This is a genomic window from Pseudomonas sp. BF-R-01, from assembly GCF_019946615.1.
GTDB lineage: Bacteria > Pseudomonadota > Gammaproteobacteria > Pseudomonadales > Pseudomonadaceae > Aquipseudomonas > Aquipseudomonas migulae.
Genome location: NZ_JAGYFX010000021.1, coordinates 1 through 26,656, shown reverse-complemented (window position 1 = coordinate 26,656; position 26,656 = coordinate 1). Strand labels below are relative to the sequence as shown.

The following is a 26,656-nucleotide window of genomic DNA, read 5'->3' as shown; positions in this document are numbered from 1 at the left end:
AATGGTGTGGGGCTGGATTACCTCAACCTCGAATTCCTCCAATACCGCATCAGGGAAGTCCGATATGTCACTTGAGGAAATGCTCACCCGCTCGGCTGATCTACAGGACGAGATCCTGCGACTGCTCGAAGACGTCCCCACACATCCTAGCGAGCGGTTTGAGGCTTCGATGGTTGCCTGTGGAGTCGCCCTAGAACACGCTCAGGCACTACGCATCCTGTTCGAGCATGGCAGTCCGACCACCGCGATGTCGGCGCTACGCCTCCAGTTTGAAGCTCTCACCAGGGCGATGTGGATGCTGTACGCTGCGAGTGACGTGGCCATCCAAAAGCTCATGGCACCGCTGACAGAAGAAAGCGCGCGGGTAGCCAATAAACTCCCCCAGGTTGGGGAGATGATAGAGGCTATCGTGAAGAAGGCTCCGGTTGGGGCCTCATCCATGTTGGTCCAGTTCAAAGACATTTCCTGGTCGACGATGAATTCTTATGTGCACAGCGGCATTCACCCGCTGCGTCGGCACCTAGAGGGCTATCCAGCCCAACTCGTACTGCAAGTCCTGCAGAACTCCAACGGCTTGATGACCATGACCGGCACGCTCGCGGCGATCCTCACCGGCAATGATTGCTGCATCAACCCGATGCGAGTCATCCAGACAAAGTTTAAGGACTGCCTGCCGCCGCTTAACCCCTTGGCCCCACAGGTGTAAACGATATGCCGTTAACCCAGATACAAGAATTCGGAAAAAATCGTACGCTAAGGATTTTCGGGCAGCCCTAGCGGCCGAAACTTCCATCCTCCAGGCTGTGGCCCTGCCCTCGGGCGTAATCGAAGGCACGGAACTGCGCAGGTAGGGCTTAAGTGCACTTTCTGTTCCGTTGCTCCCCAAACTCGTAATCGCCGAGCACCATGGCATGGTCCCTCACACTGCGGAGTGGTTCAGCAGAACCTCTTGGCATATGCAAGTAGCTGCTTGTTGAGGTCATCGGCGTACGGCGCATAATGCGCTTCGCGGTGACAGCACGGGCACAGGGCCACACAATTGTGTACACGGTCTGACTTCTCGGCCCCTAAGATGTGATGAACATCCAGGAAGCCAGGGAAGTCCCGGCGCTTGCCACAATCCTCACGCTCGCACGCAAACCTGGCCCTTTCGAGTACAGCTCGACGTACGTGAGGATCGCGACGAACCTCCGAGCGAAGCACGGGCACGCGCTCGCCTTCATCCCGACCCAGAGTCGAGTAGTCCGGAGCCGGGCAGTCGTCGTAGGTATCGTCGACCACTACCGACTCCACTACATGGGGAGTGAGCTTGGCTAAATCGATCACACCCGGCCACTGCCACAGTGCATCGGCCACCTCGTGTCCGTCAGGTGTCCGGTCATCCTGTAACCACAGAGTCGGGCTGGTGCCGTTCTGAGCGTGATTCTTCTTGGCCCGCCCCTTCAACTCACGGCGTTGCAGGTCATCGCTGACCTCGCGCTGACGGTTCCAGATGGAATGGAGGCTTTCGATAGGAATGAGCGCGGCAAAGATAACGGCGCCTTCGTCACGCTGCACGAGCAAATTGTGAGTGAGCCCGCGCTTCGTATCTCGCGATGTAATGTGCTCCAGCGTCGCATCCCATCCACCTTGCCGCAGGTGCGCTGCCAACTGAGCCGCTGCGTATTTCTTCTCGTTGGGATTTCGTCCATCGCGCCGCCAGCACAGTCGGACGCGCATGCTCAGCACCTGGCCATCAGGAGTGCGGATACTGATGAACTGCTGAGTGGCCACGCCCGTTTGAATTCGCTTGTCGGCAATGACAATGTAGCCTCGATCATTCAGGAATGGCGCTAGTGCATCCCTGGATAGTTTTTCCGCAGCATGACTTTCAGGCCCCCGGAAAAGGCGATCTCCTTTCGACATTTTGACACTCCTGCTGTTGATCTATGACGAAGCCATGCCGAGACAAAGGGAAACTTCACTCATTTGGTTCGTAACCAGCTGTTTTTAGAGTAGTTATCACTTATAGCTTTCGGAGTGGTCGGTACTTCCCGTCTTCCGGCCGGCGACTCTGCCGCCGGATGTGCGCCGAACTCAGATCGGCCATTACGAGATGGTGGATTCCACGATCTACCTGCTGTGCCTGTGGCACACCCGTGAGGATCGGTAGTTGGATGACACGACGAAAACGATTCAAAAACAATTATCTATAGTGCAAATGTTCTAAATTTCCTTTATCTCGGCATAACCGATAGTCCGCTCAGTCATACCCAGCACGCGCATCGGCGATGTATTGCAGTGCGTCGGCCTTGCGCTCAGCCGAGCAGTCGGCGTGCTTAACCAGCGTCTCACAGAAGCCATAGTCTGCATTGGCCAGGGCGCGCAGCAGACCCGTGCACAAAAGAACTTCATCGTCGTAATCATCCTGCAACCGCTGATACTGCGCTTTCAGCTCGGTAATACGCGCTTCAAGCTGTTCGGAGGGGGTCTCGATATCGGCCATGTCGGGGGATTCCTTTCAGTGCTACTCGTTGGTTGCGAACACATTGAACGATTCAGTATAGGCCACAGTCCGTGGGCCTTCGGGAGCTAAGCGGATAGAGGTGGGTGAACTCTGAATCTGGTCCGCCGCTAGAGTCCGAAACCTTAGCGTACGATTTTTCCCGAATTCTGTAGGCCCCCCTGGATAACTCGCGCACGCGCCGCGCCTACCAGAGCGACATCGAGGACTTCACCGGCTTTCTTGGCATCACGGCCCCCGAGCAGTTCCGCGCCGTCACCCGGGCGCATGTCCTCGCCTGGCGTCACCAGCTCGAACAGCGCAGCCTGGCCGGGGCAACGATCCGGCGCAAGCTGGCAGCGCTGGCCAGCCTGTTCGATCACCTTCTCGACAGCAATGCGGTCGCAGGCGGCAATCCGGTGCACGGGGTCAAACGGCCCAAGATTGAAACCACCGAAGGCAAAACGCCAGCACCGGGTGACCACCAGGCCAAGGCCCTGCTCGATGCACCGGATCCGTCGACCACGAAAGGCCTGCGCGATCGGGCGATTCTGGCCGTGCCAGCTGTATCACGGGCTGCGCCGCGAGGAGGCAGCACGACTGACCGTCCAGGACATCCTGGAGCGACGTGGGATCAAACATCTGCGCGTGCACGGCAAGGGCGGGAAGATCCGCTATCTCCCCCTGCATCCGGTCGCCATGGAACGGATCCATTCGTACCTGGAAGCCTCAGCCCACCGGCTTGAACAGACTGCAGCGCCGTTGTTTGTGCCGCTGCGAGGCCGGAAAACCGGGGCTGGAATCTCAGCTGAGGGGATCTATGCCCTGGTCGGGATCTATGCCCAGACTGCCGGCATCGAGGTCGCCGGCTTGGGTGTTCACGGCTTGCGTGCGACGGCCGCGACCAACGCCCTTGAGCATGAGGCCGATATCGCCAAGGTCCAGCAGTGGCTGGGGCATGCCAACATCAGCACCACGCGCATATACGATCGGCGAGCTTCCAGACCGGAAGACTCGCCGACATATAAAGTGCGGTATTAAGCACCGCCGCCCTGCGGGGGCTGTGGCGGTCGGAATGGGGTGATCGCCCTGCTGATAGATCCGGTCAGCATCTGCCGGGTGCTCATCGAAAGGCCACCCATGATCCCTTGCATGCTGTTCTCGTACGGATTCAAGCCAGGTTCAGACAGGCTAATCATGTTCAGCACGCTACGGGGGAAACTGGTGATCAACTGAGCAGAGGTAACGACTACGTTCCAGCTCAGAAGGATGATCACAACAACCATCAGCAAGCCGCCGATAAGGATGCCGCCGAGGCTTTCCAACGGACGGCCGACATCGGCGACCCCCGGATCAAACATCCCCCAAAGCCCCATGGCCATCGCCTGGACCATGGCCAGACCGACAGCACTGATAACGATCGCTGCTGCCAGACCACCCACGGCCAATGCAGGATAAAGGAAGATGAAGATGAAGGCGTTCCACCCTTTCGCCGACAATTGCGAGGTGTGCTCTTCGCCTTTCGGCGCGGCCATACCAGCGGACCAGAGCGTCACTCCGAAAAACGTCGTCGCCACTGCGACGAGCCAGCTGATAGCTCCCATCAGTCCATAAATCGCAAACAGTAGAGGCATCACGTAGCCGAGCAACCCGCCGGAGATAATCATTACTCCGCCGATTGCTTTTGGCAGCGTCCCATCAGTGATTGAGCTCAATCCTGGAATATATTGGGCTATCGTCCCACCCGCAAAAAAGCCAATGCCCGTGCCAACAAGCGAGCGGCCCCATGCTGCAATGTTGTGAATATTTTGGTTGCTCGGTCCGGTCGTAAGCTTGAGGATATCGAGCGAAAAAACTCTGGCCAGCAGCGACTTTTCAGCACCGGTGTTGCCTGGTTGAATTTGAGCAAGAGCTTCACTTTCGACTAGTTTTGAAAGCGAGTCGCCCGGAGTCATAGCCGAAAGCGTGGACTTTGGCATCATCTGTGCCGTCGCGCCCTCTGCGTAACTCGACGCACGCGAGAAGTCGCTCGCTGCGCGTAACACGAAAGTACCACCAAGCATCCAACCCCAGCTTTTCACTTCATCGAAATAAGCCTCGCTGCGAGCCACTTGATCGGTGGCTATAGTCGTGGCAATCGCGCTTTCGACAGTTTTCTTGTACCAATCTGCTGTTTGAGATGTCCAGTTAATGCTCTCCTCGAAAAACCGCTTTGCCTCGGCAGGACTTGCCGAGCCGTCTCGTAGAGCGATTGCCTGCCCAACAGCGTGTTCGACTAAACCAATCCAGATCTGTCGCTGCGCTGCTGTAATGCCCGCTTCAATCGATGCTGAGTTATTCTTTTTGACTTGTGCGTATTCGGCAGAGCATGTCATAGACGATAGCCAACCCGCTTTGCAAAACCAGCCTTCAGTTTCTAGCTCACGCCCAACTGTTCCGTCCACTGCATCCGGCTCGATTAGCCCTTGCACCCCCATCGCAACGGCGCGAGCGAGATCGTCGCTTGGCGGTATCAGGGGTATTTGCAGAGATCGCCCCGCGTTAGCGATATATACACCCGCAGCAGCACTACCGGAAGCTGGATATTTATCGCCATGAACTTGATTCCACCTGACTTTCAGTGCTTCTTCCGCCAGTGCACGCCCTGTCAGATCAATGAGTTTTTCATTTGGATCCTTGAAAACTTTGAGAGCAGCTAATTGTGTCGCCGATACTTTCCAAGAGTTGAACATATCCAGAGCAACTTTAGCATCCACCTCAACTTGATACTTAGGATCTTTAAATAAGTTATGGCGATGCATCAGTTCGAACGCATCGTGTTGCATAGTATCGCCATACTCAGCGGCCGACTTTGCTAGACCGGCAACAAGCGAATGCCCTGGAGTCAGTGACACTGATGTCCCTCCTGCGCTCGAAACAGGGATAACCGGGGCAATCAAAGAAAGTGCAATAACAACCCTCAGCGGATAAAAGAAGGCATCATTGCCGTCCTTCGCGCCGAAAAAATTACCATTGTTTTTTAATCTGAAGATACCAAGAAACATGGCCCAGGCCGCTAGAGCGCCGAACATCGCGAGGCCAAGTGTTGCGAACGCGGACGCAAAGATTGTCAGTGGCGTTACGTCTTGGGCAACGAAATCAGTAACTTCTGACGGGTGAAATATCCAACGCCCAAACATCCAGGACAATACCAACTGTGAAAAGCTGTTCATCACTTAGCCCTCACCCGAACTTGGTAATCAGCCGGCAAAGTTTTACCGACGAGCAAGCTCGGATTACGGATAACATCCCTCAGAAATTTAATTACTGGTGGAGCGCTTTGCGAATAGGCCATGTTCACACGATATGCATTTTGGAAAAGCATCATGCACACCATGTTCAGAAAGGCCAAATTTGCAAAAATCATCAGACTACCTCGGTCCCAATTTGCAACCAGATTACCGAGCACCCCAGCTATGCCGAGAATAAGAATCGCGTTCACGAATAAAAGTGACTTATAGGCACGCCGCAATGAATCATTAGTAATTATGCAATCTGTGCACATTTTATCCCAGAGCAGGCGATCATCAGTTTCCGCCAGTTCACGATCAGCTTTCGCCTGGTCACGAATAGCCTTGAACCAGAGGTAACCCCCTTTAATAAAGTAGATCGGCAAGCTTACTGAATACTTCAGCTCGCGTGCAGCATTCTTCGTCTGGCTGTAGCCGGTCAAATAACCTGCGACTGTTTTGAGCTTACTCATGATCAGCCTCACTGGTATAAACTGGTGGAACTGGAACCGGCGGAACCTGTATGTCAGCGAATGTATTTGGGTGAGGCATTGGTGTCGCTTCACGCCCTGGAACAACAAGGCCAAAGTAAATAATCAAACCAATCCCAATCGCCCGCGGAATCTTTACTGAGGCCTCTTTAAGCAGCATTTCTAATCTCCTCACCTAAGATTATTTCTACAGTCCCAGCCAGTGCTGCTATTACGTGAGCGTCGTGCTCACAGATTTCAGGTAATTCGCCCGCCTTGACCTGGATCTCACGGAGAGCAGCCAAAGCGCGGTTAAGTTCAGCCACTGTAATGCTCATACTCTTTCCTTTCGAATTTATAATTACTAGATTTTAAGAGCCCACATCAAAATCTTCCAATTGCATATTTCTAATCAGGCAAATATTTTTGCAATTCCGCCAGCATATAATAATCAAATATTGCGGAGAATTTAGCGCCAACAACCTTCAAACTAATAGCTATAAACTATGGCTTTATTATTAATGTCACACCCACAAAAAACCCCTCATCGAGGGGTTTTTATGCGAAGCTTGATCAGTACCGGCGAAGTATTCCGGTCATCTCGTTGTAGAACTCTTGGGGATGCTCACCATGGGTTTCGATGTCCTTCTCAGCTACATATGCGCGCCAAGTGCCATTCTCAAAAACAAACTTAAATCCATCGGTGCTTGCTGTTCGGCGATTGACGCCACCGTAGTTATCAATGGGACGGATTTTTTCGACGCCATCGATGACCAGGGATAAATAGCCGGTGTCTGGATTGCTTTTCTCATTCCAGAAAGTCAGTTCGATTTTTTTTGCCTTGGGTGTGCCGAGTGCATCCTCCAGATATTGCGAAGCTTTCGCACTGTAAACTGCGTCAGTAGTCGCAGCTTTCGGCATGACCTGATTCATCTTCTTTTCACCACACCCAACCAGGGCGACCAGAGCCAGCACTAGTATGACGATTTTGATTTTCATGATTTCAGTCCTCGTTACTTCGCAATTTTCAACCGGATCGCATGAATTGTGTATCAGCGGGCTCATTACTCGATCACCTGATGAGTGAGCAAGGCCAAGTAAGCGGCTGCAGTCACGTACAGCATGCCCAAGACAGCAGATCCAGCTGTCGCTTGACCGGTGTGAGCGGCGTAAGCCAGCCCGGCGATCGCAAACGGCCAGGTCATCGCTGCAGCGCCGCAACCGAACACCAGAGCAAACATCACCAGAGCAGCGAGCCAGCGGAAACCAGGGATCGAAACATCACGACCAAAGTCGACACAGGCCTTAAGGCCGGCGACCAGAAAGCGCACTGGACTGCGAACGATCCGGCGAGCGGCCGTGAATCCGGGCCAGAAAATACTAAGTGCGATCATCGCTTATCTCCCGCACCAGGTCCCGCTGCGCTTCGCGCCAAGCCTGGATCATCTGTTTAACCTCAACAGAACCGTGATGCAGTTTTTCGCGTGTACCTGGAGCAAGCCGGATCCTCGTACTGGAACCAATCTCGGCATATACGCCAATTTTGATCTTCAGTTCCTCAAGCTCCATCAGGTCAACAGCACCGGACTCAACCATCAGTGCGACCGCTTCCAGGTGCTCGCCCTGCATCAGGAGCAGGGCGACATCAAGGCTTGGCGGTGAAGCCAGGCGCAGGCTCATTACTGAGCCCTATCCATGGCCACGGGCTGGATCGGTGCCTTGAGTCGAATCTCAACGCGGCGGTTTTGCGCCCTGCCCTCCTCCGTGCCGTTGCTTGCAATCGGCTGGGACGGGCCAGCACCGTATACTTGGATGCGAGTTTTATCGATACCCTGGCCGATCAGGTGTTTACCGACGCTAATGGCGCGCTTCTGCGACAACTCGATGTTGCTGGCATTGCTGCCAACGTTATCTGTGTGGCCAGTGACCTCGACGTTGTTGTCAGCGTAGGACTTGAACGAGCCCGCGAGCTTGTCCAGGTTGAATGCCGCCGCCGGCGACAGCTCGGTCGAGCCAGTGTTAAAAGTGATCGCGCCAGGCATCACGAGCTTGATGTCGTCGCCTTGGCGCTGCACTTCGATGCCAGTACCAGCAGTGGCTTTACGCAGTTCCGCCTCTTGGCGGTCGGCATAGACGCCGTAACCCGCGCCGGCCAGACCGCCGATACCGGCGCCGATGAGTGCGCCCTTGCCGCGGTTGTTTTTATTGATCAATGCGCCTGCAGCGGCGCCGGCGATGGTGCCGATGCTGCCCCAGGTCAAGGTCTGGTTGCGCGAGCCGTCTTTGTCGGTAGGGGCGAGGTTGGCGCAGCCGGCCAGGGAGAGGATGCTGATGATGAGCGAAGCGGAGATGATCTTTTTCATTGTCGAGTCCTTTACTGCGACGGGTTGATTGGGTTTGCACGCAATGGCATGCGAAGCCGCGGGAGCGGCAGATCAACTGATGTCACAGCGAAGACCCGACTGGGCGTTTCTTTTTATTGCCTCCCCTCCCCTGTCGCTGATCCGAGGAAGTTCAGTGCGCAACTTATATCTACACCGTACTACTTAAAACTCCAGCCGAGTTGCTGCCCGACTGGATTAGTCTGACTTTAGGGCTGTGGAGGCTCGTAGTCGCGGTACTCACCGCGCCACTCAGCGGCTTCGTCCTGGTCGATCCGACCTTGGCTCAACAGAGTGAGAATATGGATTTCGGTCAACGAACAAGCTGACCGGCTATGGAAAGTGCAGAGCGCGTCGTCCAACAGATAGTCACGGACATCCACGTCTAATAGAGCGCGCTCGTGCTTAGCGCCCTCCTCAAGCTCTATGGTGGCCTCATCCAAGGTTTTGTCGGCTGACCAGTAATCGGTCAAGCTGCATTGGCCCAAGCTATCAGCATCCCAGATCTGGGCATGAGTATATTCGTCGCCCCCATCTAACTCGACCCGGATCAGGGCTTCCAGCTCTTCTTCAGCAACTTTGGCGTCATCACTCAGCTTGCCGACCCTGTTATTGCCGTCCCAAACATCTTCGGCGCCGCCCACAATACGGGTGGCCAGTACTTGGAACTCGGCACTGCGTAGAAATGCTGCGATGGCCGAGCCGCGCACATTGCTGGGAACTCTGTAGCGGCGCACCAGGCCATGCCAGACGCTGAACGGGACTCCGTTACCGACCTCGCCATTGACATCCGCCTCAATCTCGCCCCTGCAGATGTCAATGGCAATGTAGGCAGGCTGCGGTTGCAATTGACGGGCGTACTTTTGGTACAACGGTGCAATCGAGTCTGCAATGTCTTGTAAATCGTTAAGGATAACAATCACATCTTTCATGTCGGAGCTCCGTAACTCTGTTAATCGAATGATTGAAACGAGAACATTCGAAGGGTGCCAGAAACAACTGGGACACATATGAGTAACAGCGGGCATCCGACAGGACATTTTTAATTATTGCCTTACCTCCCCTACCGCTGTTCGGGGGAAGCTCGGTGCACAGTCATTAACTACAAAGCACTTCTTGAATGCAATTATCCCCCAGCACAACTGCATGTACAAGCATTTCACTCACAAGCACTCATGATAAATATATATCACAAGCGTAGAACCCATATATAATCAACACTAGTAAATAGCCGTACAGGCCAACAATGAAAAATTTCGAAAGAAACAACTCACTTGATCTAGTTAAGTGGATCGCGCTATTTACAATGATCATCGATCACACCTGGTTTGTGCTACCAAATGAAATACAGGAAAACATGTGGTGGATGCGGATTATCGGTCGGTTTACATACCCCTTATTCTGCCTCACGATTGCGGCAAATGTTGTCCGGCAGCCAATCAGTTGTCCAGTCGGATTGAAATATCTGAGCGGGATATTACTATTCGCCATCCTGAGCCAATGGCCGTATTCGAGATATTTCGATAATGGGCATTTAAACATTCTGTTTGTTATAGCACTTGGGCTAGTTATCGCTCAGGCGATGCATCATCGGACTCCCGGACTGATCTTATGCGCGATCCTATCCCTGTTGATCACAATCGCGCTCCGTCCGGTACTGAGCTATGGCGTAGCTGGAGTGTTGTTACCTACTGCACTGGTAATCGCGCTTCAGGCACGGAAGCTAGAGATTAAAATCGTAAGTTGGTCCCTATCCGCTCTCCTCGCCGCTATCGCAAATGTTGGCAGCTCGATTTTGCTGTTGCCTGATCTGCCCACGATGGATCATGCAGTAATCATCGCAGCCGCATTGGCACCGGTGCTCGGACTGACTCTGCTGCAGGTCCAGGTGCCACCGTTACGCTCCGTCAAAGGATGGCTCTACCCAGTTTATCCGATCCACTTACTACTTCTCAGCTCCCTATCAATATCGTTCTGATGCCACCTAGCAAGCGCTTGGACGTTGAGGCTTCACTAGATCGCGCGGTATCTCTTCGCCCTTCGCCTGCCACTTCACAGCCTCCAGGATGCGTGTCGATGCTTGAACTCACTTCCTTCCCTTCCGGGGTCTCAAGCGCCTCAGGCGCTTGATCAAAGATTGGGCATGCCGCCTCGCAGGCGCGCAGATACCCCGACGATAAGCACTCCTATGGGTCGATAGCGAATACGAAAAAATCGTAAGCTAAGCGTGCGGCCTGCAGGTTGAGTCCATAGAGCTTGAAGCCTTGAGGGAATGCCAATCAAAAAGAAGGGGTCAGCATTTTCAAGGTCGCGGCCGATTCCCAGAAAAAGCCATAGGGTCAGTGTCCGAAAGAAGTCCGGAACCGGCCCAAAACGTGACGAGAGGACAAATCGGGGGCCAGAAACGGCGAATCCCTCTCTAGGAGGGATTCTCAGCCGTCGATTGCATGCGTTCGACGGGACAGGTCGTTCTTGCGTCGCGCTGGGCGAACTGCTTTCGCAGTAACGGGGTGCGATCCTTTCGGATCCCTGTAACCACCCAGGGGTACACGACTAAGTCGCAAGTTAATTATGCAAGGATCTACAAGCGTCCAAAAGGCCTATTGATCATTTTTGTTCATCCTGCTTCACGCTGAATAATGGCCCTTGCCTTGCTCAAAGCTCGCAGCCACGGACTTCAACTCATTGGCCAGGGTCGCTGGCCTAGTCGGCTCACACAGCGCCTCAACCTGACAGGCCGCACGCTTAGCGTACGATTTTATCCAAATTCTGTTGGCTTCCCTTCATAGTCTCCAGGCTGCACGCCGATACTCGAACTCACTTCTTTCCCTTCTAGGGGGCATTTCGGGTTCATAGCTGTTGTCTCGGCGCTTGAGTGTTTGCACAATCTAAAATCCACTGTTTGGCGCCGCCTGGATTGTTTCTGACCTCTGGTGCAGGGCGCAGCTCTGCCGGGGTCGAGAGGGGCATAGCCCCCGGCCTCCTTGTCTACCCCCCCTTCCCGCGAGTTGCTTTTCAAAGCCCACGTCAAAGGGGCGGTTACCTGATGGGCACCATAATTAACATCCAAGGTTGCGCTGGTAGGGGCCGCGGAATGATTGCATTCGCTTCCTCGATCGCTGGTGCCAGCGACGATTTGTGATTGCATGCAAGGGGATTTAGCCGCGCCCAGGACGGCTATGATCTGCGGCCGCGAGACTTCATCCAGGACGTGGCCATAGTTGGCCACCGTCTGCCGAGAGAGACCCGCAAAGCTGGCTATCGAGGCTTGAGTCAGCTTTTCACCGCGCTCCTGGAGTCCTCTGCACGCCGCTCGGATCTTCGATTCGGTAGCCTTATGCCGCAATTCGTGGGTGCGCCTGGCTGCGAGGCTCTGACGCTCGTTTAGTGGTAACGACTTGTCGAGTTCCATCGCCCCCCGGCAACACCTGGCGCTGCCCTCGTAGCGCGTCCACGTCCAACGTGCGACGGATCTGACCGTCGCTCTTACTGAGGACAGCATTAAGTCCTGGGTAAAGCCTTTCCTAGCGAACTTGTTATGGTTGTGAGCGAAGGCTTCCAGTCGCCGTGTGAACGTGGCAAGCGTCCCGCGCTCACGCTCCTGGTTCACGATGCTGTAAGCGAAATAGCGAAGCTGTTCAAACAGGATGCAGTGTCTGGAGTGCGGGAGGTCTTCCAGCTGTGGCCCCGTCTTCCAGGGCGAAACCTCCAGCTCCACATAATCGGCCAGTTCGCCTAGCTCGTAGACGTGGTTATGCAACTCTGATGTCGACCACCACGGATGCCCTGGAGTCTTGGCGACTGGGCCGCTGTTGTAATCGGTATCGGCCTTTAAGCGCAGGGCAAAGGCGGTGTAGACCGCCTTCATATACTGAATCGGCTTGTCTCGGGCGTTCTCAGTCGTGCAGACCGGGGGAATGGCGTAGAAAAGGTGTGAATGTCCATTATTCCTGTTCCGCACGATCAGATTCGGCGGCGGCAGACCTTCGTCGTCCCAGGCAAGTGAATTAATGTGATCGAGGTCGAAGATCAGCCAAGACACCATCCCTCGACGATTGATCTGCATGTATGGATAGCGAATGGCGTGCTCGCGGGGGCGAACTCGCGCGGCGGTTTTGTTATCGCTACAGCGAGCCTGATACGGGGCCTCTGTCAACACTCGATTGAACACACCGCCTGGCTCAAAGAATCGGGATGGAGGTGTATCGCTAAGTGAAGATGTGCCAAAACAATGAGCTATTGCCGCCATCGACCACCGCCTGATCGGCGGTGAACACGCACGCAGAATTGATGCTTGCAGATCTGCAAAGGCATATACATACTGTGTTCACCGATTGCGTTCTGCAGGTTTCCGCCAAGAAATCAGCTGCTGAACGTAATTAAGGAAAGGCCCGCCTCGTGCGGGCTTTTTTTATGCCCGTTTTTGCGAGGCGTGTCGTTGCTGCGCGTAAAACTCACAAATGTCTGCGAGGTTCCAGCGAATTGCACGACCGAAATGCAACGGCTGTGGAAAGGTGGGATCGTTCTTCGATAGCCGATAAAGCGTTGAACGTGAAATCTTAAAGATCTCGCAAACCTGCTCAGTAGTTTGAATTTGCATCGCATATGTCTCGTTGTCGAAGCCTGTGACGCTGATCATTCGCGACACGAGCTGACACGTCAATCCGCCTACAATCAGCTCTAAATCACTGATTTTTGGATTGTTTTACTATGTGAATTGCATTTGCATATCTTTATGCAGATCTACAGAGGTCGCCTCGTTCAAAAACCAAATAAAGAAGCTAAAAATCAAATTGAAATAACTATTTGATCTAAACAAATATCTTCATTTTGGAGTGAACAAGGAATTAGGTTTGGAAAATGCTTTGGGCAGCCCCCTCCCATCGAGGGGACGATAAGAAAACGGCCAAAATCGTACGCTAAGCGTGTGGCCTGTCAGGTTGAGGCCATGGAGGGACGCCTTGGCGTCAGAAAATGCAGAAAGCGGTCCTACTCTGACGCGGCGCGGGTGGCCCGCCTGACGTCCGGCAGGGGCGTACTTCTACTGGACGGATGCAGCGCACGCACAGAGGTCGTAATCAGCTTCCGTTTTGCTCATCCGATGCGGGTGCCTGTGCATGTTGCGCAATCCAGTTCCGAATGTACTCCAGTACGCGATTCGCACCCTCGACGGTCTCAGCGAGCTCAATCGGTCGCTTGCCATCCAGATGAGGATTGGGCTGCTCCATCCATTTGAACGCTGCCGCCTTGTTGCCTCGTACCGGGATCGCCAGTTCCAGGATCCCCTGCAGCAGTTCCGGTTGCCCGTACCAGGACTCAGGTTTGGTTGTCGGGCGCTTGCCCTGGATGACTCGGGGCAATTGGCAGGCAGCGAGCTCGTTGGAGTTGATATGCCGGCGAGTCCAGTGGGACAGCTTCACCAGGTCGGTGTTTGGCGGGCGCGTGTGGTCGGTGGTGGGTACAACCACGCCGATCAACACATTGGTGTGAGCTCTGATCATCTCCAGTGCCGGCGCAATGTCCGTGTCGTTAGTGACGATGATCGCATGATCAATCTGCCCTGTGATCGCGTCGTGGTATGCCTGCAGAGCTAGGTTCACGTCGCTTTGCTTCTCCTCGACCTTCCAGGCTTGGATTTCCTGGCATTCTCGGGGAGGCCTGTCAGGATGCTCGGCGTCGACGATCTTCACCTTCATTTTGTTGACAGCGTAGTAGCCTTCGATCAGCTCGATTCGACCGTCATGCAGCTTGCGCAACGCGGTGTGATAGCGCGCCTGAGACGATACAGAGTCCGGAGCTCGGGCAACGGACTCAATTATCTTCGCGGTGAAGAACTTGATCGAGGGGGAGGTAAGCAGGGTCGATTGCCGGATACGGCCATCGCCATCCTTGACTAGCGCGGATGGCAGGATGTGTTTTTCGAAGAGAGGCAGCAGATCCAGCCACTTGTGGGGAGTGCCACGCAAGCAGCCGTAGTAGAAGTTGTATCCGTCGATGTAGATGCGAGTGCGCAGAGGCTCTAGCTCAGGCGTTCCCTGCATTTCTCGTACTCCAGAAACGAAAAAACCGGCTAGCGCCGGCTTTTTCCCCCTCCAACCAGATGGTCAAGCCACGCCGGTCATGAGGGTTAGTTGTTGCGCGAAGTATCGCGCAACAACGGTCGTAATGCAAGGGAACACAAGGGGATGCAAGGGATCTAGCATTAACAGGCTAAAGTGCACCTTCTGTTCCGTTACCCCCAAACCCTTGATTGAGAGCATGGCGGTTTTCGATTGCAAGCTGCTACAGCTACGGCAGGTCAGAAAACCTTAGCGAACGTTTTTCCGAATTCTGTACGCTCCCCATCGAGAGCTGATGGCTCATGACTGAACGCAGGGAGAAGTGGGGACTAAAGTGGGGACTAAATAGATAGCCCGGTCGAGAAAGCTAGCGAAAAATTGCGCTAACCACCTGATTATATTGGTGTCCCAGGGCAGGTTCGAACTGCCAACCTTCCCCTTAGGAGGGGGATGCTCTATCCAATTGAGCTACTGAGACACAAGTCGCCCGCGAGAAATGCGATGCGATGGACGGCGTGCATGTTAACGGGCGGGTCTGATTTTGTCATGTCGTCCGTAGGCTTTTTAAGTGTAGGCAGACGCCCCTCTACAGCACGGGATTTGTTAACCGTGCAAATTGCATCACCGCAAAAAGCCATCATTGCAAATTGCAATGAGACCACCTTGCACGATTATCTTAATTCTTTGTTTTTAAAGGAATTAATAGCCGTTAGACTCTTGGCACGTCGGCTGCTTCAGCTGTTCTCAAAGAACAACGGAGGTCAGCCCTCATGAACCGCGCCCTTTTACTCTCGAACGCGATCGCTCTGGCGATTTTTTTGGGTTTTCATTTTGCCCCGCAGAGCGGTGCCGAGCCGGTTGCCCAACGAATGCCTCATTACCTCCAGGTACAGAAGGCACCTCAATTGGCGGTGTTGGGTAATCAGCAGGGTTTTGTCGGTCAAGAAGTGAGTCAGGAAAATGTCCTGCTGCCAGCGCAGTCTTCAGAACGCCTGGCATTTTGAACAACCCATCAGGAGCACAGCATGTCCAAATCAGCAGCAGGATTTTTCGTCCTCGCCCTGCTCAGCGGCATTCTTCATTTATCACTGGTAGAGGACGCAGTCGTCACCCTGCCGTTGATTGCCTGCGGCGTTTTCAGTGCTTTGTTTGTGCTGGCGCTGGTCGCTGGCCGCAAGATCAAGTTTGATCCGGTGTTGCGCTGACTTGTAGCAGCTTCAACAGGCCGGCCACTGTGTCCGAAAGTTCGCCTGAATTGTCGAGTTGGTGGATAAGCGTCTCACCGACTGAGGCGTCCGCCGTGAACAGTTCATTTCTGCGCAATCTCGCCTCAATCTCCGCCAGACTTTCACGCCCCCGCCGCAGCAAGCGCTCTCGCAGCACGTCCTCCTTGACCGTCAACAGAATCGGCACCAGCGCCGGATAACGGCGTAGCGCCTGGGCCAAGTGCCCGCGGGAGCCGTTGATCAGGACATCCCTGCCCTCCTTGAGCCATTGATCGATCACGACAGGAATACCGTAATCCAGGCCATTGGCATGCCAACACAGCGCGAAGTCGCCCTCTTCTTTGCGGCGTGCGAACTCTTCACGGGAAACACCGATGGCATCCTCGCCCACGGATTCGGCTGAACGCGTAATGACCCGACGCACCACTTCGCAGTTGATCGCCTGCAAAGGCTCACGAGCAGCCTCGATGAGACTGTCCTTGCCGGATCCGGAAGGCCCCATCAGGTAAATCAGTCTGCCATCCATCCTGAATTAGCCCCCCATGTCGTGGTTGCCACTAGTAAATCGGCCAATTGCCACTATTCTGTACGAAGTAAGGAATCGTGATCGAAATCCGCACAGCATGCACCTTCAGGCGTCCCAGGACATCTGCTGTCGTGCAATAGGACGCGGCCAGCGATACGGATGTGGGTAGTCTTTTCAAACCAGTCCGCATTTCTGATAATTGGTGCTGGCATAACGCCTTTATCCAGTTCAATATTTGTCACAGAATTGACGCCAATGATCTGGCTTCTTTGAGGCATGATGCGAGCCTCTATCAATTCAGGTTGAACATTTGGCCAGAGTCCTTGTCCTATCAGACATCGCGCGGCCAATCCCGAGAACCGCTCCCCTGAACTAACCGGTTAAATATATGCGCCCATTGAAACAGGCAATTTATTCCAGCCGTACGGCTGACAAGTTCGTCGTACGTCTGCCAGACGGAATGCGTGAACGCATTGCCGAGGTGGCTCGCAATCATCATCGCAGCATGAACTCCGAAATCATTGCGCGCCTTGAGCAGAGTCTCATTCAGGAAGGCGCACTGGGTGAAGAGTTGAGCATGCGACTGGACAGCCCGGAGCTGTCACTGCACGAACGCGAACTGCTGCAGCGCTTCCGCCAACTCTCCCACCGTCAGCAGAACGCACTCGTTTCGCTGATTGCCCACGACGCCGAAATGGCCGCAGACGCCTCCTGATTCATCCGAACGCTCAAGCCAGCTTAATCGCTGGCTTTTTTTTGCCTGAAATTCAGGCACAAAAAACCCGCCGATTGGCGGGTTAATTGCTCTTGTAGGAGCCAGGCTTGCCGGCGAAGGCGGCCCTGAGATCGCCTTCGCCGGCAAGCCTGGCTCCTACGAGCTGATTCGCGGGTTGCAGGCAGATGGCAATCAGAGCAGGAAGATGGTCGCCAGCCCTAGGAAGATGAAGAAACCACCGCTGTCGGTCATGGCCGTAATCATCACGCTGGCGCCCATCGCCGGATCGCGCCCCATCTTCGCCAGTGTCATGGGGATCAACACCCCCATCAACGCCGCGAGCAACAGGTTAAGCGTCATGGCAGCGGTCATCACCACGCCGAGGGACCAACTGCCGTAAAGCAGGTAGGCCACCGCACCAATCACCCCACCCCACACCAAACCGTTGATCAAACCGACGGCCAGCTCCTTGCGCATCAGACGCGAGGTATTGCCGGTACTCACCTGGTCCAGCGCCATGGCGCGAACGATCATGGTGATGGTCTGGTTACCCGAGTTGCCACCGATGCCCGCCACGATCGGCATCAAGGCCGCGAGCGCCACCAGCTTCTCGATCGAACCTTCGAACAATCCGATCACGCGAGAGGCAATAAAGGCAGTGATCAGGTTGATTGCCAGCCAGGCCCAGCGGTTGCGCAGGGATTTCCAGATTGACGCGAAAATATCTTCCTCTTCACGCAGACCCGCCATGTTGAGAACTTCGTTTTCGCTCTCTTCACGAATCAGGTCGACCATTTCATCGATGGTCAGACGGCCGATCAGCTTGCCGTTCTTGTCGACCACCGGGGCCGAGATCAAGTCGTAACGTTCGAACGCTTGTGCAGCATCGTAGGCGTCTTCGTCCGGGTGAAAACTCACCGGGTCGCTGGCCATGACTTCCGATACTTGTTTTTCCGGGTCGTTGACCAGCAAACGCTTGATCGGCAGCACGCCCTTGAGCACGCCGTCGTAATCGACCACAAACAGTTTGTCGGTATGGCCCGGTAGCTCCTTGAGCCGACGCAGGTAACGCAACACCACTTCAAGACTGACATCCTCACGGATCGTCACCATCTCGAAGTCCATCAGCGCACCGACCTGCTCCTCGTCATAGGACAACGCGGAGCGAACGCGCTCACGCTGTTGACCGTCGAGGGTTTCCATCAGCTCGTGGACGACGTCTCGCGGCAGCTCGGAGGCCAGGTCAGCCAGTTCGTCGGCATCCATGTCCTTGGCCGCTGCCAGGAGCTCGTGATCGTCCATGTCGGCGATCAGGGTTTCACGTACCGAGTCGGACACTTCGAGCAGGATGTCGCCGTCGCGGTCAGCCTTGACCAATTGCCAGAGCGTCAGACGATCGTCCAGCGGCAAGGCTTCAAGGATGTAGGCAACGTCGGCGGAGTGCAGGTCGTCGAGCTTGCGCTGCAGCTCGACGAGGTTTTGCCGGTGAACCAGGTTTTCGACCCGGTCGTGATGCGGACCTTCCTGGCGATGAGTCAGGTCTTCGACCACCCGCTGACGCTGCAACAGCTCAATCACTTGAGCGAGGCGGTCCTGCAGGCTTTCTTGCGTTTTCTTTACTTCAACTTCGGACATAGGCGAACTCCACTCCCAGCAGCGGGGCACGCCGGAAGGATCAATCAGTCAATTCATGATTGGAAAAGCGGTTTACTGAATTACTACTGGGTAAGTCCATGGAGGTATTCCACAAGCCCCGGCGGGGCTGACGGGCGCAATGATACACCGCCCAACGGTTTTAGATGTTAAAAAATCGCGGCTGAAACAAGCGCTTGCGAGACAAACCTGAGCGCCGTCCTGATCCGTGAAAATGCGACGACTCATTCTGAAAAGAAAACACACCAGCGCTGAAAAATGTAGCGGCTACCCTTGAGTCAGACCGTCATGGAGGACGTTTGATGCCATTGAATGCCTGTTATTTTCTGCTGATCGCCCTGCTCTGCCTGCCGCCCGTGGCACTTGCCTCAACCGTTCACCGCTGCGAGGCAGCAAACGGCCGCATCACCTTCACCACGCTGAGTTGTACGGCCGGAGAGAGCCTTTCGCTCCAGGAAGTGCGCACGTTTACCCCCGGCAGCACGGTGTCGCTGATGCCGGAAGCGGACTTTCGTGAAACATCACGTATGAATATCAAAAGGAGGGAGCCAACGGTCGTCGGCCAGGCAGAGGACAACTGTGGAAACCTGATCGATGCCAGGGAACGCAGGGAAGCAATCATCAATCAACGGATTGTCGCCGGCATGACCCGGCAAGACGTCGAAAGCGCCCTCGGCAAGCCAGACAAGATCAGCATTCGCAATTCGGCCACGAGCTACCGATACGACACCAAGCGAGGTCGTAGCGCACACGTCGACTTCGATGAGAGAGGTTGTACCAGAGGAAAAGCCAAATCCCAGACGGCAAAAAGCCCGCGTTAAACGCGGGCTTTTTGTTGTTTGGTGCACTCGACAGGATTCGAACCTGTGACCGCTCGGTTCGTAGCCGAGTACTCTATCCAGCTGAGCTACGAGTGCAATTTGTGTTTTTAGACCAGATCACAACTGGTTGAAACAGAGTAGCTCACATCACTGCAAACAACTCTTAAATGGTGCACTCGACAGGATTCGAACCTGTGACCGCTCGGTTCGTAGCCGAGTACTCTATCCAGCTGAGCTACGAGTGCATTTGTTGCCGCGCATTATAGGCCGTCGAATCTTTTTGTAAAGCGCTTTTTTCTAGTAATTTCAACAACTTACCGAAGAAGCCAGATTACAACGTACTACGCAAATAATGGCGGAGAACGGGGGATTCGAACCCCCGACACCCTTTTGAGGTGTACTCCCTTAGCAGGGGAGCGCCTTCGGCCACTCGGCCAGCTCTCCGCAACACGGGGCGTATATTAACCAGCTTCTTCCCCGTTTGCAAACATAAAAAACGATAAAAATTAATGGCTTGGTTCTTCGTCCTTCTCTTTCTTTATACGCAGGTAAATTTCCTCACGGTGGACCGCAACCTCTTTCGGGGCGTTGACACCGATACGCACTTGATTTCCTTTAACGCCGAGCACGGTCACGGTGATTTCTCCATCACCAATAATCAGGCTTTCTGCGCACCGACGAGTCAGAATCAGCATACCTTTCTCCTCACGCATTTCATTTCAGGGACAACAGTCTGCAAAAAAAAGGCACTCGACCTACAACCTGAAAGATCGCAGCCCTACATGCCTGAGTATTGACTAGCGCGGGCAAAAGAACAGCTTCGAGCCGCACCATTCAAAAAAACAAAAGGGCGCGGTCAGACCGCGCCCTTCGGCAAACGCATCACTCGCCCGTTCGGGCCGGCGCGTCCAGTTCGAAAGCCGTGTGCAGGGCGCGCACAGCCAGTTCCAGGTACTTCTCTTCGATCACCACGGAAACCTTGATTTCCGAAGTCGAGATCATCTGGATGTTGATGCTTTCTTTCGCCAGGGATTCGAACATGCGGCTGGCCACACCTGCGTGGGAGCGCATGCCGACACCGACGATCGAGACCTTGGCGATCTTGATGTCGCCAACGACTTCACGGGCACCGATCTCGCGAGCGGTGTTTTCCAGCACGGTTTGCGCGGCCTGGAAGTCGTTGCGGTGTACGGTGAAGGTGAAGTCGGTGGTGTTATCGTGCGCAACGTTCTGCACGATCATGTCGACTTCGATGTTCGCGGCGCTGATCGGGCCGAGAATCTTGAATGCAACGCCCGGGGTGTCTGGCACGCCACGGATGGTCAGCTTGGCTTCATCGCGGTTGAAAGCGATGCCGGAAATGATCGGCTGTTCCATGGTTTCCTCTTCATCAATAGTAATGAGGGTGCCCGGACCCTCCTTGAAGCTGTGCAGTACGCGCAGCGGAACGTTGTACTTACCGGCGAATTCCACCGCACGGATCTGCAACACCTTGGAACCGAGGCTGGCCATTTCCAGCATCTCTTCGAAGGTAATCTTGTCCAGGCGCTGGGCCACGGACACCACACGCGGGTCGGTGGTGTAGACGCCGTCGACGTCGGTGTAGATCTGGCATTCGTCAGCCTTCAAGGCTGCCGCCAGCGCCACGCCGGTGGTGTCGGAACCGCCACGACCGAGGGTGGTGATGTTGCCGTGCTCGTCGACGCCCTGGAAACCGGCGACAACCACCACACGACCTGCTTTCAGATCACCGCGAATCTTCTGGTCATCAATCTGCAAGATACGCGCTTTATTGTGCGCGCTATCCGTCAGAATCCGTACCTGGTTGCCGGTGTAGGACACCGCTGGCACGCCGCGCTTGATCAGCGCCATGGCCAACAGGGCAATCGTCACCTGCTCACCGGTGGAGACGATCACATCTAGCTCACGCGGAACCGGCTGGCCGTCGCCACTGATTTGCTTGGCCAGATCGATCAGACGGTTGGTTTCGCCGCTCATTGCAGACAGCACAACCACCAGGTCATCGCCGGCATCGCGGAATTTCTTAACCTTGTCGGCGACCTGCTCGATTCTCTCGACAGTGCCGACCGAGGTGCCTCCAAATTTCTGTACGATCAAAGCCATTTCAAAGCCGCCTCTGCCCATGAAGGGCGCCCAAATAATCACTCAAACAGCGTTCCGGCCCACCACTAGACTGTGGGCCGGACACACTGCCTTATAAACCCTGCTCTACAAATGGAACAGTCAGGGCCAATGCCGCATCCAGTGCGCCAGCGTCAGTACCACCGCCCTGCGCCATGTCTGGACGACCACCGCCCTTCCCGCCCACTGCCGCAGCGGCTTGCTTCATCAAATCACCGGCTTTGAGTTGGCCAGTCAGGTCTTTGGTTACGCCTGCAACCAGAACGACCTTTTCCTCATGGACACTGCCGAGCAGGATCACTGCGCGGCCGAGTTTGTTTTTCAGTTGATCGACCAGCGCCAGCAGCGCCTTGCCATCCTGACCGTCCAGACGCACGGCCAGTACTTTCACGCCTTTGACGTCCAGGGCGGAAGCCGACAGATCGTCGCCCGCCGCGCTGGCAGCCTTGGCCTGCAACTGCTCGAGTTGCTTCTCCAGCAGACGGTTGCGCTCCAGCACAGCCGACAGCTTGTCGATCAGGTTGTCGCGGCTGCCCTTGACCAGGTTGGCCGCTTCCTTGAGTTGTTCTTCGGCAGCGTTCAAGTATGCCAGCGCCGCAGCGCCGGTGACCGCTTCGATACGACGCACACCGGAAGCCACACCGCCTTCGCTGATGATTTTCAGCAGGCCGATGTCGCCGGTACGGTTGGCGTGGATCCCGCCGCACAGTTCGACGGAGAAATCGCCGCCCATGCTCAGTACGCGCACGTTGTCGCCATACTTCTCGCCAAACAGCGCCATGGCGCCTTTTTGCTTGGCGGTTTCGATATCGGTTTCTTCGGTTTCAACAGCCGTGTTCTTGCGAATCTCGGCGTTGACGATGTCTTCCAGCGCCTTCAGTTGCTCAGGCTTGATGGCTTCGAAGTGGCTGAAGTCAAAGCGCAGGCGCTGACTGTCGACCAACGAACCTTTCTGCTGAACGTGATCGCCCAGCACCTGACGCAATGCAGCGTGCAGCAAGTGAGTGGCCGAGTGGTTCAGCGAAGTCGCGTGGCGCACGTCGGCTTCGACGTGGGTCTCGACCGGCGAACCGATAGTCAGGCTGCCCAATGCCTGCACACCGTGGTGCAGGAACGCGCCACCGGTCTTGGTGGTGTCGCGCACGTCGAAACGGCCGATGTTCGATTGCAGGTAACCGCAGTCGCCAATCTGACCGCCGGATTCAGCGTAGAACGGGGTCTGATCGAGAACGATCACGCCCTCTTCGCCTTCACTCAAGACGTCGACGGACTTGCCTTCTTTATAGATGGCGACAATTTTCGCCGAACCACTGGTGGCCTTGTAGCCGGTGAATTCGGTGGCCACGTCAACCTTGACCAGCGTGTTGTAGTCCAGACCGAACGAACTGGCGGAACGGGCACGGACGCGCTGGGCTTCCATTTCGCGTTCGAAGCCGGCTTCGTCGACGGTCAGGTTGCGCTCGCGAGCGATGTCCGCGGTCAGGTCCATCGGGAAACCGTAGGTGTCGTAGAGTTTGAACACCACGTCGCCCGGCACCACGGTGCCTTTGAGTTCCAGCAGATCCTGCTCGAGAATCTTCAGGCCGTGCTCCAGGGTCTTGGAGAACTGCTCTTCTTCGGCCTTGAGCACGCGCTCGATGTTGGCTTGTTGCTTCTGCAGTTCCGGGAACGCTTCGCCCATCTCGGCAACCAGCGCCGCGACGATCTTGTAGAAGAAGCTGCCGGTCGCGCCCAGCTTGTTACCGTGACGGCACGCACGACGAATGATCCGGCGCAGGACGTAACCGCGACCTTCGTTGGACGGGATCACGCCGTCGGCAATCAGGAAACCGCACGAACGGATGTGATCGGACACAACCTTCAGCGAAGACTGATCGTCATTGGTGCAGCCAATGGCCTTGGCCGATGCGCTCAGCAGGTTCTTGAACAGGTCGATTTCATAGTTGGAATGAACGTGCTGCATCACCGCACTGATCCGCTCCAGGCCCATGCCGGTGTCGACCGACGGTGCTGGCAGCGGATGCAACACGCCATCGGCGGTGCGGTTGAACTGCATGAACACGTTGTTCCAGATCTCGATGTAACGGTCGCCGTCTTCTTCCGGCGAACCCGGTGGGCCGCCCCAGATGTCGGCGCCGTGATCGTAGAAAATCTCGGTGCAAGGACCGCACGGGCCGGTATCGCCCATGGTCCAGAAGTTGTCGGAGGCGTACGGCGCGCCTTTGTTGTCGCCGATGCGGATCATGCGCTCGACCGGCACACCGATCTGCTGGGTCCAGATGTCATAGGCTTCGTCATCCGAGGCATAGACCGTTACCCAGAGTTTTTCCTTGGGCAGCTTCAGGACGCCGGTCAGGAAGGTCCAGGCGTAGGTGATTGCGTCGTGCTTGAAATAGTCACCGAAGCTGAAGTTACCCAGCATTTCGAAGAAGGTGTGGTGACGAGCGGTATAACCGACGTTTTCCAGGTCACTGTTCTTGCCACCGGCACGCACACATTTCTGGCTGCTGGTCGCACGGGTGTACGCACGTTTTTCCTGGCCCAGGAAACAGTCCTTGAACTGGTTCATCCCCGCGTTAGTGAACAGCAGGGTTGGGTCGTTGCCCGGAATCAAAGAGCTGGAGGCTACACGAGTGTGGCCTTGCTCTTCGAAGAAGCGAAGGAAGGCTTCACGGATTTCTGCGCTTTTCATTAGGTTCTTCCACGGAGGCTGCGGCCAAAGGCCTGTGCGAAACGTCAACAGACGAAGCGACGGCAAAGGGCCGCATTATATCGGCCCAGCGCGCGGGGTACAGCGTGTTTATACGATAGAAACGGTCAATTGGACGGCTAACGCTGTCAGTTGCGCGAAAACTCGACGAATGCCGCGACGACTTGCTCGATTTGCGCACGGCTGACGTCCATGTGCGTGACCATTCTAAGACGACCGGCGGCACTGAGCTTGATGCCACGCTCGGCGGCAAACGCCTTGATCGCCTCGGCCTTGTCGCCCATTTGCACATAAACCATGTTGGTCTGCACCGGTTCGACTTCGTACCCGGCTTTTCGCAGTCCGTCCGCGAGGAATTGCGCGTTGGCATGGTCGTCCGCCAGACGCTGGACGTTGTTATCCAGTGCGTACAGCCCCGCTGCCGCCAGAATCCCGGCCTGACGCATGCCGCCGCCGACCATCTTGCGCAGACGGCGCGCCTTGCCGATCAACTCGACCGAGCCGCACAACACCGAACCGATCGGCGCGCCCAGCCCCTTGGACAGGCAGACCGACACCGAATCGAAATGCTGGGTAATTTCCCGGGCATCAACCCCCAGTTTGACTGCCGCGTTGTACAGGCGAGCGCCGTCGAGGTGCAGTTGCAACCCGTGTTCGCGAGTGAAACTGCGCGCCCGGGCCAGATACTCCAGCGGCAGCACCTTGCCCTGCATGGTGTTTTCCAGCGCCAGCAAGCGGGTGCGGGCGAAATGGAAATCGTCCGGTTTGATCGCGGCAGCCACCTGAGCCAGGTCCAGCGAGCCGTCGGCCTGCACTTCCAGCGGTTGCGGCTGGATCGAACCGAGCACCGCCGCGCCGCCACCTTCGTACTTATACGTGTGCGCCTGCTGGCCAACGATGTATTCGTCACCGCGCTCGCAGTGCGCCATCAGGCCCAGCAGGTTGCTCATGGTGCCGGTCGGCACGAACAGCGCCGCGGCAAAGCCCAGGCGTTTCGCCAACTCGGCTTCCAGACGATTGACCGTCGGATCTTCACCGTAGACGTCGTCACCGGTGGCCGCGTTGGCCATCGCGTCGAGCATCCCTGGAGTCGGCTGAGTGACGGTGTCGCTGCGAAGATCGATAACGCTCATGAATCTGGCCTCGGTAAGCAGGGGAAAATCCCTTTCGGAATGGAATTACTGCGGTCATGTCGACGAATAATCAACCCTTGGGCGAGGAAAAGACGCAGCAAGTGAGCGAAAAAGTCGATAACAATCATCAGATAGCAGCAATGCACGGCTGAGAAATATGTGTTAAAAACGCTGCGCCGCCAGACAATCTGTCGGCAAAACGTTCTCAGGGCGGGGTGCAACTCCCCACCGGCGGTAATTGCGCGCAATGCGCATAGCCCGCGAGCGCTTGGCGACAGGCACGGCTTCGGCGGTGTTTGAAGGCAAGGTCAGCAGACCCGGTGTGATCCCGGGGCCGACGGTCATAGTCCGGATGAAGAGAGAACGGGATTGGCGCCGCCTAGGCTCGATACCAAAGCGCCGTCCGCGGGCATTCGTGCCTGCGAACCCTTAAATCCCATTCGATTCATATGCCCTGTTTTATACATAAACAGGAGTCAGAACATGCAACCCACCGCAATCGACAGCAAAAGCAAACACCATCAGGGCGAGCGCGTTGCGTTCATCCAAGCCTGCTGGCACAAGGAAATCGTCGATCAGAGCCGTAAGGGCTTCGTCGCAGAAATGATTGCTCAGGGTTATCAGGAATCCGACATCGACTTCTTCGAAGTCGGCGGTGCCTTTGAAATGCCCCTGCACGCCAAGTTGCTGGCCAAGACCGGCCGTTATGCCGGTATTGTCGCCGCCGCCCTGGTGGTGGACGGCGGGATCTACCGTCACGAATTCGTCGCCCAGTCTGTGGTCAGCGGCCTGATGCAGGTTCAATTGGAAACCGAAGTGCCGGTGTTCTCGGTGTCCCTGACCCCGCACCACTTCCATGCCGGCGAAGAGCATCAGAAGTTCTTCTTCGAGCATTTCGTGCACAAAGGCCAGGAAGCGGCGAAGACGTGTGCGGATACGCTGAGCAAGATTCGGGCGTTGCGTCGCACTGAGCCACGCGCAGTAGCCGTCTAAACACCGCTCCCCCTGTAGGAGCGAGGCTTGCCCGCGAAAGCGATTTAACATTCAACATCATCGCTGAATCTGGAAT

26 protein-coding genes, 4 tRNA genes, 3 pseudogenes and 1 riboswitch are annotated in these 26,656 nt (G+C 55.6%); of the genes and pseudogenes, 9 read left to right on the top strand and 24 right to left on the bottom strand.

The features are described from left to right. Positions 1–64: 64 nt before the first annotated feature. The gene (locus tag KGB27_RS10745; RefSeq protein WP_223554356.1) at positions 65–706 is read left to right on the top strand and encodes a DUF6988 family protein; all 642 of its coding nucleotides are present in this window, start codon (positions 65–67) and stop codon (positions 704–706) included. A gap of 230 nt (positions 707–936) precedes the next feature. Here KGB27_RS10745 and KGB27_RS10740 read toward each other — a convergent pair whose 3' ends face one another. Beyond that, positions 937–1,905 (bottom strand): HNH endonuclease signature motif containing protein, encoded by a 969-nt coding sequence (locus tag KGB27_RS10740; protein ID WP_223554353.1) that lies wholly within the window; start codon positions 1,903–1,905, stop codon positions 937–939. Between the two features lie 151 nt (positions 1,906–2,056). Between KGB27_RS10740 and KGB27_RS10735 the strand changes: the two are divergent. Further along, positions 2,057–2,152, top strand: a pseudogene (locus KGB27_RS10735) (type II toxin-antitoxin system RelE/ParE family toxin); the annotation flags it as partial. A gap of 90 nt (positions 2,153–2,242) precedes the next feature. On the opposite strand, the gene KGB27_RS10730 reads toward KGB27_RS10735, so the two are convergent. Further along, entirely contained in the window at positions 2,243–2,485 is a 243-nt protein-coding gene (locus KGB27_RS10730) for a hypothetical protein (protein WP_223554350.1), read from the bottom strand. Between the two features lie 173 nt (positions 2,486–2,658). Here KGB27_RS10730 and KGB27_RS10725 point away from each other — a divergent pair. After that, positions 2,659–3,523 (top strand): annotated as a pseudogene (locus KGB27_RS10725) (tyrosine-type recombinase/integrase); the annotation flags it as partial. Here the strand turns inward: KGB27_RS10725 and KGB27_RS10720 are convergent. The 9 genes from KGB27_RS10720 to KGB27_RS10680 all read right to left on the bottom strand — a co-directional run bounded on the left by KGB27_RS10720 (position 3,520) and on the right by KGB27_RS10680 (position 9,534). After that, the gene (locus KGB27_RS10720) at positions 3,520–5,694 is read right to left on the bottom strand and encodes a hypothetical protein (protein ID WP_223554348.1); all 2,175 of its coding nucleotides are present in this window, start codon (positions 5,692–5,694) and stop codon (positions 3,520–3,522) included. The pseudogene KGB27_RS10725 and the gene KGB27_RS10720 overlap by 4 nt on opposite strands. Then, a complete protein-coding gene (locus tag KGB27_RS10715) occupies positions 5,694–6,224 on the bottom strand; it encodes a hypothetical protein (RefSeq protein WP_223554345.1) in 531 nt (176 codons plus the stop codon). Before KGB27_RS10715 ends, KGB27_RS10720 begins: the two co-directional genes overlap by 1 nt. Further along, positions 6,217–6,402: a hypothetical protein gene (locus KGB27_RS10710; RefSeq protein WP_223554343.1), complete on the bottom strand. Its 186-nt coding sequence runs from the start codon at positions 6,400–6,402 to the stop codon at positions 6,217–6,219. Before KGB27_RS10710 ends, KGB27_RS10715 begins: the two co-directional genes overlap by 8 nt. Then, the gene (locus KGB27_RS10705; RefSeq protein WP_223554341.1) at positions 6,392–6,559 is read right to left on the bottom strand and encodes a hypothetical protein; all 168 of its coding nucleotides are present in this window, start codon (positions 6,557–6,559) and stop codon (positions 6,392–6,394) included. The genes KGB27_RS10710 and KGB27_RS10705 overlap by 11 nt, the downstream gene beginning before the upstream one ends. Before the next feature lie 235 nt (positions 6,560–6,794). Continuing rightward, positions 6,795–7,220: a hypothetical protein gene (locus KGB27_RS10700; protein ID WP_223554339.1), complete on the bottom strand. Its 426-nt coding sequence runs from the start codon at positions 7,218–7,220 to the stop codon at positions 6,795–6,797. Between the two features lie 65 nt (positions 7,221–7,285). Further along, complete coding sequence (locus tag KGB27_RS10695) at positions 7,286–7,615, bottom strand: hypothetical protein (RefSeq protein ID WP_223554336.1); 330 nt, start codon at positions 7,613–7,615, stop codon at positions 7,286–7,288. After that, positions 7,602–7,901 (bottom strand): hypothetical protein, encoded by a 300-nt coding sequence (locus KGB27_RS10690; protein ID WP_223554334.1) that lies wholly within the window; start codon positions 7,899–7,901, stop codon positions 7,602–7,604. The genes KGB27_RS10695 and KGB27_RS10690 overlap by 14 nt, the downstream gene beginning before the upstream one ends. Continuing rightward, positions 7,901–8,584, bottom strand: coding sequence for an OmpA family protein (locus tag KGB27_RS10685; RefSeq protein WP_223554332.1), 684 nt, complete (start codon positions 8,582–8,584; stop codon positions 7,901–7,903). Before KGB27_RS10685 ends, KGB27_RS10690 begins: the two co-directional genes overlap by 1 nt. A 227-nt stretch (positions 8,585–8,811) precedes the next feature. Further along, entirely contained in the window at positions 8,812–9,534 is a 723-nt protein-coding gene (locus KGB27_RS10680; RefSeq protein ID WP_223554330.1) for a hypothetical protein, read from the bottom strand. Between the two features lie 314 nt (positions 9,535–9,848). Between KGB27_RS10680 and KGB27_RS10675 the strand changes: the two genes are divergently transcribed. Continuing rightward, a complete protein-coding gene (locus tag KGB27_RS10675; protein WP_223554328.1) occupies positions 9,849–10,580 on the top strand; it encodes a TraX family protein in 732 nt (243 codons plus the stop codon). A 1,208-nt stretch (positions 10,581–11,788) separates the two neighbouring features. Here KGB27_RS10675 and KGB27_RS10670 read toward each other — a convergent pair. The 4 genes and pseudogenes from KGB27_RS10670 to KGB27_RS10655 form a co-directional block, all read right to left on the bottom strand. Beyond that, positions 11,789–12,851 (bottom strand): annotated as a pseudogene (locus KGB27_RS10670) (replication initiation protein); the annotation flags it as partial. A gap of 162 nt (positions 12,852–13,013) precedes the next feature. Next, entirely contained in the window at positions 13,014–13,202 is a 189-nt protein-coding gene (locus tag KGB27_RS31550; protein WP_223554439.1) for a helix-turn-helix transcriptional regulator, read from the bottom strand. Between the two features lie 478 nt (positions 13,203–13,680). Then, complete coding sequence (gene nicB, locus KGB27_RS10660; protein WP_214509506.1) at positions 13,681–14,643, bottom strand: 6-hydroxy-3-succinoylpyridine 3-monooxygenase; 963 nt, start codon at positions 14,641–14,643, stop codon at positions 13,681–13,683. Between the two features lie 419 nt (positions 14,644–15,062). Next, positions 15,063–15,139 (bottom strand) — tRNA-Arg (locus tag KGB27_RS10655). Between the two features lie 292 nt (positions 15,140–15,431). Here KGB27_RS10655 and KGB27_RS10650 point away from each other — a divergent pair. Beyond that, positions 15,432–15,665 carry a hypothetical protein gene (locus KGB27_RS10650; RefSeq protein WP_008033088.1) on the top strand — a complete coding sequence of 78 codons (234 nt, stop codon included), beginning with the start codon at positions 15,432–15,434 and terminating at the stop codon, positions 15,663–15,665. 21 nt (positions 15,666–15,686) lie between these two features. Further along, positions 15,687–15,866 carry a PA3371 family protein gene (locus KGB27_RS10645; protein ID WP_008038451.1) on the top strand — a complete coding sequence of 60 codons (180 nt, stop codon included), beginning with the start codon at positions 15,687–15,689 and terminating at the stop codon, positions 15,864–15,866. On the opposite strand, the gene phnN is transcribed toward KGB27_RS10645, so the two are convergent. Further along, positions 15,841–16,413, bottom strand: coding sequence for a phosphonate metabolism protein/1,5-bisphosphokinase (PRPP-forming) PhnN (gene phnN, locus KGB27_RS10640; RefSeq protein WP_223554325.1), 573 nt, complete (start codon positions 16,411–16,413; stop codon positions 15,841–15,843). The two genes, KGB27_RS10645 and phnN, sit on opposite strands and share 26 nt — an antisense overlap. Before the next feature lie 388 nt (positions 16,414–16,801). Here phnN and KGB27_RS10635 point away from each other — a divergent pair, with 388 nt between their 5' ends. Further along, on the top strand, positions 16,802–17,128 hold the full coding sequence (locus tag KGB27_RS10635; RefSeq protein ID WP_003178899.1) for an Arc family DNA-binding protein: 327 nt from the start codon (positions 16,802–16,804) through the stop codon (positions 17,126–17,128). A gap of 192 nt (positions 17,129–17,320) precedes the next feature. Here KGB27_RS10635 and mgtE read toward each other — a convergent pair whose 3' ends face one another. Further along, the gene (mgtE, locus tag KGB27_RS10630) at positions 17,321–18,763 is read right to left on the bottom strand and encodes a magnesium transporter (protein ID WP_223554322.1); all 1,443 of its coding nucleotides are present in this window, start codon (positions 18,761–18,763) and stop codon (positions 17,321–17,323) included. A gap of 320 nt (positions 18,764–19,083) precedes the next feature. Between mgtE and KGB27_RS10625 the strand changes: the two genes are divergently transcribed. Further along, positions 19,084–19,602 carry an outer membrane protein assembly factor BamE gene (locus KGB27_RS10625; protein WP_223554319.1) on the top strand — a complete coding sequence of 173 codons (519 nt, stop codon included), beginning with the start codon at positions 19,084–19,086 and terminating at the stop codon, positions 19,600–19,602. Positions 19,603–19,621: 19 nt separating this feature from the next. Here KGB27_RS10625 and KGB27_RS10620 read toward each other — a convergent pair. The 7 genes from KGB27_RS10620 to ltaE all read right to left on the bottom strand — a co-directional run bounded on the left by KGB27_RS10620 (position 19,622) and on the right by ltaE (position 25,587). Further along, positions 19,622–19,698, bottom strand: a tRNA-Arg gene (locus KGB27_RS10620). Between the two features lie 72 nt (positions 19,699–19,770). Then, positions 19,771–19,847, bottom strand: a tRNA-Arg gene (locus KGB27_RS10615). Between the two features lie 108 nt (positions 19,848–19,955). Next, positions 19,956–20,046, bottom strand: a tRNA-Ser gene (locus tag KGB27_RS10610). A 62-nt stretch (positions 20,047–20,108) separates the two neighbouring features. Then, complete coding sequence (gene csrA, locus KGB27_RS10605; RefSeq protein ID WP_002554426.1) at positions 20,109–20,297, bottom strand: carbon storage regulator CsrA; 189 nt, start codon at positions 20,295–20,297, stop codon at positions 20,109–20,111. A gap of 187 nt (positions 20,298–20,484) precedes the next feature. Then, on the bottom strand, positions 20,485–21,726 hold the full coding sequence (locus KGB27_RS10600; protein ID WP_008033100.1) for an aspartate kinase: 1,242 nt from the start codon (positions 21,724–21,726) through the stop codon (positions 20,485–20,487). 91 nt (positions 21,727–21,817) lie between these two features. Continuing rightward, complete coding sequence (gene alaS / locus KGB27_RS10595) at positions 21,818–24,436, bottom strand: alanine--tRNA ligase (RefSeq protein ID WP_223554316.1); 2,619 nt, start codon at positions 24,434–24,436, stop codon at positions 21,818–21,820. A gap of 146 nt (positions 24,437–24,582) precedes the next feature. Next, positions 24,583–25,587 carry a low-specificity L-threonine aldolase gene (gene ltaE, locus KGB27_RS10590; RefSeq protein WP_192417021.1) on the bottom strand — a complete coding sequence of 335 codons (1,005 nt, stop codon included), beginning with the start codon at positions 25,585–25,587 and terminating at the stop codon, positions 24,583–24,585. Between the two features lie 197 nt (positions 25,588–25,784). Further along, a riboswitch (FMN riboswitch) is annotated at positions 25,785–25,956 on the top strand. 114 nt (positions 25,957–26,070) lie between these two features. Here ltaE and KGB27_RS10585 point away from each other — a divergent pair. After that, positions 26,071–26,580: a 6,7-dimethyl-8-ribityllumazine synthase gene (locus KGB27_RS10585; RefSeq protein ID WP_008033105.1), complete on the top strand. Its 510-nt coding sequence runs from the start codon at positions 26,071–26,073 to the stop codon at positions 26,578–26,580. Positions 26,581–26,656: the final 76 nt, after the last annotated feature.